The organism is Asanoa sp. NPDC050611 (assembly GCF_040654855.1).
GTDB lineage: Bacteria > Actinomycetota > Actinomycetes > Mycobacteriales > Micromonosporaceae > Asanoa.
The window spans coordinates 1-8,746 of sequence record NZ_JBFAIU010000322.1 but is presented as its reverse complement, the minus strand read 5'-3'; the positions used below and the strand labels follow the sequence as shown (position 1 = coordinate 8,746).

The 8,746-nt window shown below is 70.5% G+C and carries 8 protein-coding genes; 1 reads left to right on the top strand and 7 read right to left on the bottom strand.

Annotated features, from left to right (window positions below; all coding sequences use genetic code 11):
• Positions 1-224 precede the first annotated feature (224 nt).
• The 3 genes from efeB to efeU all read right to left on the bottom strand — a co-directional run bounded on the left by efeB (position 225) and on the right by efeU (position 3,598).
• Entirely contained in the window at positions 225-1,493 is a 1,269-nt protein-coding gene (gene efeB, locus AB0H87_RS33340) for an iron uptake transporter deferrochelatase/peroxidase subunit (protein ID WP_360154843.1), read from the bottom strand.
• Between the two features lie 78 nt (positions 1,494-1,571).
• Positions 1,572-2,711 carry an iron uptake system protein EfeO gene (efeO, locus tag AB0H87_RS33335; RefSeq protein ID WP_360154840.1) on the bottom strand — a complete coding sequence of 380 codons (1,140 nt, stop codon included), beginning with the start codon at positions 2,709-2,711 and terminating at the stop codon, positions 1,572-1,574.
• Between the two features lie 14 nt (positions 2,712-2,725).
• Positions 2,726-3,598 (bottom strand): iron uptake transporter permease EfeU, encoded by an 873-nt coding sequence (gene efeU / locus AB0H87_RS33330; protein WP_360154837.1) that lies wholly within the window; start codon positions 3,596-3,598, stop codon positions 2,726-2,728.
• Positions 3,599-3,711: 113 nt separating this feature from the next.
• On the opposite strand from efeU, the gene AB0H87_RS33325 reads away from it, so the two are divergent.
• Positions 3,712-3,870 carry a hypothetical protein gene (locus tag AB0H87_RS33325; RefSeq protein WP_360154834.1) on the top strand — a complete coding sequence of 53 codons (159 nt, stop codon included), beginning with the start codon at positions 3,712-3,714 and terminating at the stop codon, positions 3,868-3,870.
• Here AB0H87_RS33325 and AB0H87_RS33320 read toward each other — a convergent pair.
• The 4 genes from AB0H87_RS33320 to manA form a co-directional block, all read right to left on the bottom strand.
• Complete coding sequence (locus AB0H87_RS33320) at positions 3,867-4,904, bottom strand: AAA family ATPase (protein WP_360154831.1); 1,038 nt, start codon at positions 4,902-4,904, stop codon at positions 3,867-3,869. The genes AB0H87_RS33325 and AB0H87_RS33320 overlap by 4 nt on opposite strands.
• On the bottom strand, positions 4,901-5,512 hold the full coding sequence (pnuC, locus tag AB0H87_RS33315; protein ID WP_360154828.1) for a nicotinamide riboside transporter PnuC: 612 nt from the start codon (positions 5,510-5,512) through the stop codon (positions 4,901-4,903). Before pnuC ends, AB0H87_RS33320 begins: the two co-directional genes overlap by 4 nt.
• A 70-nt stretch (positions 5,513-5,582) precedes the next feature.
• Entirely contained in the window at positions 5,583-7,076 is a 1,494-nt protein-coding gene (ahcY, locus tag AB0H87_RS33310; protein WP_360154825.1) for an adenosylhomocysteinase, read from the bottom strand.
• 421 nt (positions 7,077-7,497) lie between these two features.
• Complete coding sequence (gene manA, locus AB0H87_RS33305; RefSeq protein ID WP_360154822.1) at positions 7,498-8,616, bottom strand: mannose-6-phosphate isomerase, class I; 1,119 nt, start codon at positions 8,614-8,616, stop codon at positions 7,498-7,500.
• Positions 8,617-8,746: the final 130 nt, after the last annotated feature.

The following is an 8,746-nucleotide window of genomic DNA, read 5'->3' as shown; positions in this document are numbered from 1 at the left end:
GCACCGACGACTGCCTCTACCTCGTCGCCGGCGAGGTGGTGTTCGCCGAGTCCGGCAGCTCACCGAGCATCGGCGACCAGCCGAGGCGGCGCAACGGGAGGCGCTGCTGGGCCGGGCGCCGGAACTGTCTCCCACCACGGGCTCGGGTCCGTCGGGGGCGCGACCGTCGCTCCCGCCAGACACCGGGCCGGGCCCCGGGGGGCCCGTCCCTGCCGGGTCCGCGGTCAGCTGAACAGCGCCCGACCCCAGTAGTCGCCGCCGTCGGTGACCCCCGGCGGGCAGGCGAACAGCGCGCTCGACACGTGCCGGATGTACTCGTTCATGATGTCGTGGCGGGCGAGCTGCAGCTGGATCGGCACGAACTGCTTGTGCGGGTCGCGCTGGAACGAGATGAAGAACAGGCCCGCGTTGAGCCGGCCGAGACCGTCGGAGCCGTCGACGAAGTTGTAGCCGCGGCGCAGCAACCGGGCGCCGCCGTTCTGGCTGTGGTGCGCCAGCTTCACGTGCGCGACGTCGGCGATCGCCGGCTCGCCCTGCGGGCCCTTGATGGTGAAGTCGAGCTCGTCGAACTCGTTCTGCTGGCCGAGCGGCGCACCGCTGCCCTTGGCCCGGCCGACGATCTCCTCCTGCTCGCCGAGCGACGTGCGGTCCCAGGTCTCGATGATCATCCGGATCTTCCGGGCCACCAGGTAGGAGCCGCCGTCCATCCAGGACGGTCCATCGCCCGCGCGGGCCCACAGGTGCTCGTCGAGCAGCGCGGTGTCCTCGGCCTTGAGGTTGGCGGTGCCGTCCTTGAAGCCGAACAGGTTGCGCGCGGTGGCCTGTTCCTTGGAGGTCGACGAGGTGCGGCCGAAACCGAGCTGCGACCAGCGCACGCTGACGACGCCCATGCCGATGCGGGCCAGGTTGCGGATCGCGTGGACGGCCACCTGCGGGTCGTTGGCGCACGCCTGCACGCACAGGTCACCGCCGGAGATCTCGGGCTGGAGCGCGTCGGCCGGGAACTTCGGCAGGTCGGCGAGCGCGGCGGGGCGCTTCGCGGCGAGCCCGAACCGGTCGGCGCCGCTCGCGTCGCGGAACAGCGTGGGCCCGAAGCCCACGGTCAGCGTCAACCCGGCCGGCGGCAGGTCGAGCGCCTCGCCGGTGTCGTCGGGCGGCGCCTCCGGTATGCCGTTGACCGCACCGATCGTCCCGGCATCCTGCCCGGCGGTCATCCGGACGGCCGCGGCCGTCCAGTCCTGCAGCATGGTGACGAGCCGGTCGCGATCCTTGGTGATCACGTCGAACGCGACGAAATGCAGCCGGTCCTGCGCGGGCGTGATGATGCCCGCCTGGTTGCGGCCGTAGAAGGGGACGGCACCACTGGCCGCCGACCCGGTCGCGGCCGGGTCGGAGTCAGCGGCCAGCACGGCCGACGCACCGGCAGCCGCACCAGCGATGCCGGCCACCCCGACACCGGCGATCGTCATAGCCTGACGGCGCGTCACACCCATCAGAACGCCTCCACCCACAGCCGGGCGTCGTGCCGGCCCGGCCAGAACCCGCTGCTGCGACGATTCACGAGCAACCTCCTAGCCCGCGACGACCGCGGCGACCTTGCTGATCGGCTCGGCGAGTGCGTTGATCGCGTCGGAGAGGGCTTTCAGGTCGTCCTTGGACAGCTCGTTGTGCAGCTTCCAGCCGTCGCCCGCGCGGTGCTTCGAGAGGGCCGTGTCCACGTTGGCGAACTCCGCGTCGAGCTGCTTGACCAGGTCGGCGTTGCGCTGCTCGAGGGCCGGCCGGAGCGCGGAGATCGCTGCCTTGGAGCCTTCGACGTTGGCGTTGAAGTCCCACAGGTCCGTGTGCGAGTAGCGGTCCTCCTCGCCCGTGATCTTTCCGCTGGCCACCTCGTCCAGGAGCTCCTTGGCGCCGTTGGCCAGCTGCAGCGGGGAGAGCTGCTCGGCGTTGGCCTTGGCGACGATCTCCTTGATGTTGACCATCAGCTCGTCGGCCATCGGGCCGGACTTCGAGATGTCGCCCGTCTTCCAGAGATCGCGCTCGATCGCGTGGAAGCCGGTGAACTTCATGCCCTCCTCGACGACCTCCTCGCGGCCGTCGATCTTCGGGTCCAGGTCGCCGAAGATCTCGGCGACCGGCTCGATCCGCTCCCAGTAGGTGCGGGCGACCGGGAACAGCGCCTTCGCCTTCGCGACGTCGCCGGCCTTGACCGCGTCCACGAACTCCTGCGTCTTCTGGAGGAGCGCGTCGGTCTGGCTCTTCACGTACCGCGAGTAGCTCGTCGTGGCGTCCTTGAGCGCGGCGTCCTCGGTGAGCGGCGCGGCGGACCCGTTGACCTTCAGCGGGCCGCGGATGCCCTTGCCGATCATGCCGGGCTTGCAGGCCGTCTCGTACGTGCCGGCGGGCAGCTCGACGTGTAGGTCCCGGCTCAGCCCCGGCGCGATGTTCTCGACCTCGCCCATGACCCGGTCGCCGGCCGCGTACACGTAGAACTCCGTGACCTTGCCGCCCTTGTTGGTGACCTTGAACTGCACCGGGCCCGCGTCGACGTCGGTGAGCCCGACCTCGCAGCCGGTGTCGCTCGCGTTGACCGCGATCGGACCGCCCTTGGCGGCACCGCCGTCGCCGCCGGCGCTGTCGTCGCTGCTGGAGCAGGCGGCCAGGCCGCCGGCCAACAGAGCGACCGCGACGGTCGCGAGGTATCTGCTGCGCATCTGAGGACTCCTGATCAGGCCTGCGGCGTGGACGCCGAGCTGGGGGTTTCGGTGGGTGCCGGTGCGGCTGCCGGCTTCGGCTTCGCCTTCGCGGGCTTCAGGAAGATCGCGAGCACGGGCACGCCGTACGCAACCCACGCGATCGTCTCCAGGACGGTCGGGGCCGGGGTGATGTTGAACATGCCGGCGAGCAGGCTGCCGTACCAGGAACCGGGGTCGAACGTGCCGCTGATGTCGAACGCCAGGGTGTTGAGGCCGGGCAGCACGCCGGACTCCTGGAAGTCGTGCACGGCGTACTTGAGGATGCCGGCGGCGACCAGGATCAGCAGCGCGCCGGTCCACGTGAAGAACTTGCCGAGGTTGATCCGCACGGCCGTGCCGTAGAGCAGGACGCCGATCACGATGGCGGTGGCCACGCCGCCGATCAGCGCGTACAACGGGCCGCCGTCGGTCTCGACGCCCTGCACCGCGGAGTAGAAGATCAGCGCGGTCTCCAGCCCCTCGCGGACCACCGCGAGGAAGGCCATCACGGCGACGGCGATCGAACCGACGGCGAGCGCGTCGGTGAGCCTGGTGCGCAGTTCGCCGGCGATCGACCGGGCGGCCCGGCGCATCCAGAAGATCATCCAGGTGACGAACACGACGGCGGCGAGCGAGGTGATCGCCTCGAACAGCTCGCGGTCCTGGTAGTCCGCCAGCAGCGACGTGCTCGTGTAAGTGAGCAACCAGCCGAAGAGGACGGACAGCGCGACCGCGAGGGCGACACCGACCCAGACCTGGATCAACCGGTCCTTGCGTTGCGACTTGACGAGGAAGGCGACCAGGATGCTGACCACCAGGGTCGCTTCCAGTCCTTCGCGCAGGCCGATCAGGTACGTGGCGAACATGCGTTGGGCTCCGGTCACGCTAGGTGATAGGCACACCTAAGTAAGGGCAGCCATACCTTCTCTCCGGTGCGGCGGGAAGTCAAGTTCACGTTGGATAGGTAACGTCCTCGATCGTGAAGGCCTTCTTCCCGTGGCTGACCGTGCTGGCACTGGTGATCGTGCTGAACGCCCTGCACCTGCGCCCACTCGCGACGGCACTCGCGGTGGCCTGGCTGATCTATTGCGTGTGGACCTGGGTACGGCCCAAGCAGTCGCAGAAACGCCCGGACTAGAGCGGGTCGGCGAGGTCCCAACCCTGCTCGAGCAGCCTCGCGCAGGCCTTGGCCGCCGTTTCGAGCCGCTCATCTGCGGAGCCCGTCAGCTCGACGACGGGCACCGGCGCACCGGCCAGCGCGGCCCGGAAGCGGCCGGTCATCCACTCTCGGACATGCTCGCCGTCACGCAGGCCGTCCTGCTCGAACGGGACGCCAACGTGGTCGGTCAGCAGGTAGAGGTGCGGCCAGCGGGCCAGGCCCCGCACTTTTTCGGAGGATTTGCCGATATAGCGCTCCTGCCAGATCGCGGTCGCCCGGGCGTCCGTGTCGCAGACGAGCAGGGGTCCGCTGGACCTCGCCGCCTCGTCGGCCGCGGCTTCCTGACGTTGGGCGACCTCGACGAAGTCGGCCGCGTCCCACGTGACGTCGAAGATGGTGGCGCCCGCACCGAGCGCGGCGAGCTTGCGTTCGGTCAGCTCGCGACCGTACTCGGGCACCCAGGTCGTGCGCAGGCGCGCGGCCAGCGCCCGCGCCACCGTGGTCGTGCCGGTGGACTCGGCGCCGACCACGACGACGCGGCGCACGAACCAGGCCCTGACCTGTGGGCGCAACGCCCACCAGTGCCCGGCCGGGTCGGCGCGAACAGCCGTGCCGGAGACGGGCATGCCCGCGCGCGCCGGGTCGAACGGCACATGGGTCGCTCCGAACCGGCGGGCCAGTTCCGGCCCGTACGCCTCGGAGGAGAAGACCGCGTCGATCTCGGCGTCGCCGGCGGCCGCGCGGAACAGCGCGCAATGGGCGTCCCAGGCGGCCGGGTCGGCGTAGTCGATCGGATGGTCGTCGTAGCGTCCGACGAACCGGACGTGCGGCGTGGCCGCGTGTGCCTCCTCGAGCCAGCGGACCCGCAGGTCGAGCGGGATCGACTCGCGGCTGGAGGGTGCGACCACCACGGTCACCGCGGCGCACCGGGCGGCGGCGTGGTCGACCAGCGTGTGGTGGCCGGCGTGCGGCGGATAGAACTTCCCGACGACGAGCCCGTGCCGGTAGCTCATGCCGGCACCAGTGCCGCCGGCCGGGCCGCGCGCCACTGCCGGAGGCCGAAGACGCACAGCGTGAGGAAGATCAGGTAGAGCGCGGCGGTCAGGTAGAGGCCTTTGTAGGCGTACAACGGGATGTAGATCAGATCCGCGGCGATCCACAGCCACCAGCTCTCCCACCGCTTGCGGGTCTGGCCGTAGGTGGCGAGCAGGCTCAGCGTGGTGGTGACCGCGTCCGGGAACGGGACCGTCGAGTCCGTGGCGCGGTCGAGGAAGACGGTGAGGGCGGCGGTCAGCGCCACGCCGGCGATCGCGAGCGCGACCCACTCGCCCGGGCTGGTGTCACCGACCCGCAGGCGGCTGCGGTGCTCGCCGCCGTAGAGCCAGGACCACCAGCCGTAGAGGCCCAGCAGCACGTAGAGGATCTGCAGGCCGGCGTCGGCGTAGAGGCCGGCGGTCCAGAAAACGAGCATCAGCAACGCGACGTTGAGGATGCCGACCGGCCAGTTGCTGATCCGCTGGCGGGCGACGAGCCAGACGTTGAGCACGCCGGTCAGGAAGCCGAGCAGCTCGGCCCACGTGGTGGGCGTTCCACCGAGCGTGAAGGCGGCGTCGGTGAGCATGCGCGGTCCCCGGATAGACGATGGCCCTCCGCCGGGCGTACCGGCGAAGGGCCATCGTCCCTGACTTTGATCAGTAGCGGTAGTGGTCCGGCTTGTAGGGACCCTCGACCGCGACGCCGAGGTAGCCGGCCTGCTCCTTGGACAGCTCGGTCAGGTGCACGCCGAGCGCGTCGAGGTGCAGCCGGGCGACCTTCTCGTCGAGGTGCTTCGGCAGGGTGTAGACGCCGACCGGGTACTCGTCGATCTTCGTGAACAGCTCGATCTGGGCGATCGTCTGGTTGCTGAAGCTGTTGGACATCACGAAGCTCGGGTGGCCGGTCGCGTTGCCCAGGTTGAGCAGGCGGCCCTCGGACAGAACGATCACCGAGTGGCCGTCCTCGAAGCGCCACTCGTCGACCTGCGGCTTGATGTTGACCCGCGTCGTGTCGGCGCGCTTCACGAGGCCGGCCATGTCGATCTCGTTGTCGAAGTGCCCGATGTTGCCGACGATCGCCTGGTGCTTCATCCGCGCCATGTGCTCGTTGGTGATCACGTTGAAGCAGCCGGTCGCGGTCACGAAGATGTCGGCCGTCTCGACGACGTCCTCCATCGTGGCGACCTGGTAGCCGTCCATCGCGGCCTGCAGCGCGCAGATCGGGTCGATCTCGGTGACGATGACCCGGGCGCCCTGGCCGCGCAGGCTCTCGGCGCAGCCCTTGCCGACGTCGCCGTAGCCCGCGACGACCGCAACCTTGCCGCCGATCAGCACGTCGGTGGCCCGGTTGATGCCGTCGATCAGCGAGTGGCGGCAGCCGTACTTGTTGTCGAACTTCGACTTCGTGACCGAGTCGTTGACGTTGATCGCCGGGAAGAGCAGGCTGCCGGTCTGCTGCATCTCGTAGAGGCGGTGCACGCCGGTGGTGGTCTCCTCGGTGACGCCCTTGATGCCGGCGGCGACCTTGGTCCAGCGGCGGTTGTCCTCGCTCAGCGAGCGGTTGAGCAGGCCGAGGATGACGGCGTACTCCTCGCTGTCGGCCGTTTCCGTGCTTGGGACGGCCCCAAGACCTTCGAACTCGGCACCCTTGTGTACGAGCAGCGTGGCGTCACCGCCGTCGTCGAGGATCATGTTGGGGCCCTCGCCCTCGGGCCAGAGCAGCACCTGCTCGGTGCACCACCAGTACTCCTCGAGCGTCTCGCCCTTCCAGGCGTAGACCGGGACGCCGGCCGGCGCCTCCGGGGTGCCCGCGGGGCCGACGACGATCGCGGCGGCGGCGTGGTCCTGGGTCGAGAAGATGTTGCAGGACGCCCAGCGGACCTGCGCGCCGAGCGCGACGAGGGTCTCGATGAGCACCGCGGTCTGGATGGTCATGTGCAGCGACCCGGTGATGCGGGCGCCCTTCAGCGGCTGGGCCGCGGCGAACTCGCGCCGGAGCGACATCAGGCCGGGCATCTCGTGCTCGGCGAGCTGGATCTCCTTACGGCCGAAGGCGGCGAGGGAGAGGTCGGCCACCTTGAAGTCGCCTTCGGCGAGGGTGCGCGGACGGTCCCCGGTCGACGCACCGTGCGCCGGAAGGGTGCTGGTCATGAAAGCTCCTAGTCGGTCGCGTCTCGGGCTGCTCTGCGGCTGATCGCGACCTTCGAGCTTACGCGGTGGTGCCCCTTAGGGCGCATGCGGAGCAGCGCTACCCCGGCGGGCCCGCCGCCTGCGGTTGGCCGAACCGGAGACCCCCGTCCGCGCATAGCGCACGGGGCGGCGGGTAGTCGGCGGATCTAACCGCTCGACTCCTCACCGCCCCGTGCATCCCCCCGGTTTGGTTCCCCCGCGCGTGACTCGGACCTTCGTCGCGATAACGCTGCGTGGTTATAGAGTCACACCACGCGATCGCCCCTGTCAAGAGAATGCGGATATTTCCTGATCTGTTCTCTGGGCAGGTAGGGGTCGCCGCCCACAGGCCGGCCGGGTGGGAGCTGTGGCTCGCGTTGGCTTGTGTGGCGCGGGTTTGGTCTCAGTCGCCCAGCGAGGCCACGAAGACCTCACCGGCCCCGGCGATCATGAGTGGGCCGGCCCCCGCCGGGCCCACCGCGGTGCGTCCCGACGTGAGCGAGACCACGCCCGTCGCGTCGCCGATGGTGACCTCGCCGGCGGTGCAGAGGGCCAGGACGGGGCCGTCGAGGGACAGCTGCGCCGGGCTCGTGACCCGGTGCAGCGCGAAATCGTCGACCGGGACGGGCCAGGTCGTCACGCCCGGTGCGACCTCGACCGGCTTGACCACCGGCTCCGCGAGCACCTCGAACCGGAGCACCTGGAGCAGCTCGCCCACGTCGACGCGCTTCGGGGTCAGGCCACCGCGCAGGACGTTGTCGCTGGCGGCCATGATCTCGACTCCGGCGCCGCTGAGGTACGAGTGGAGGTTGCCGGCCGGCATCCAGACGGCCTCGCCCGGTGCCAGGCGCACGGGGTTGAGCAGGAGGGCGACCAGGACGCCGGGGTCGCTCGGGTAGTGGGCCGCGAGGCGGCGGACCAGCGCCAGGTCCTGCGGGTCGCCGTCGCCCTGCGTGACCAGAGTGACCAGATCGGCACGCTTGCCGGGCCAGGTGAGCAGCAACTCGACGGCGTCGGCCAGCTCACCGCGGCGGAGGTGCTGGACCACGGGGGCGAGCGCCGGCCCGCCCAGGGCCTCCAGGGCGTCGGCGGACCGCTGGGGGTCGCGGAAGCCGCACAGGGCGTCGAACGGCTCGATCGCGACGAGGAGTTCGGGCTTGTGGTTGGCGTCGACGTAGTTGGGGTCGCCGGCGGTGAACCGCTCGCGGGCGCGCTCCAGGTCGGGGTGGGCCTGCAGCGAGAGCGGGGCCTCGGCGGCCAGCAGCTTGAGCAGGAACGGCAGCCGGGGGCCGAACCGCGCGACCGTGTCGGCGCCGAGCCAGCCGGTCGGCGCGGCACCGATCGCCTCGGCCAGGCTGACCGGGCCGTCCTCGCCGTCGAGCGTCGAGGGTGCGGCGGGGTGGGCGCCGATCCACAGCTCGGCCTCGGGCCCGACGCTGGGCGACGGGCGCCCCTGCAACTGGGCGAGCACCGTGCGCGAACCCCAGGCATAGTCACGGATGGGGCTGGTCAGAAGTTCCACAGTGGCCGGTCCAGAGGTCGGGGTGTCGTACGCTGCGGTGCCGTCCCCGCGCGCCCGCTCGCCGAGCCGGGGGGGGGCTTTTCAAAGGGCGGGGATGACATAGGCCGTTTGCCCCGCCGCGCCCACGCCC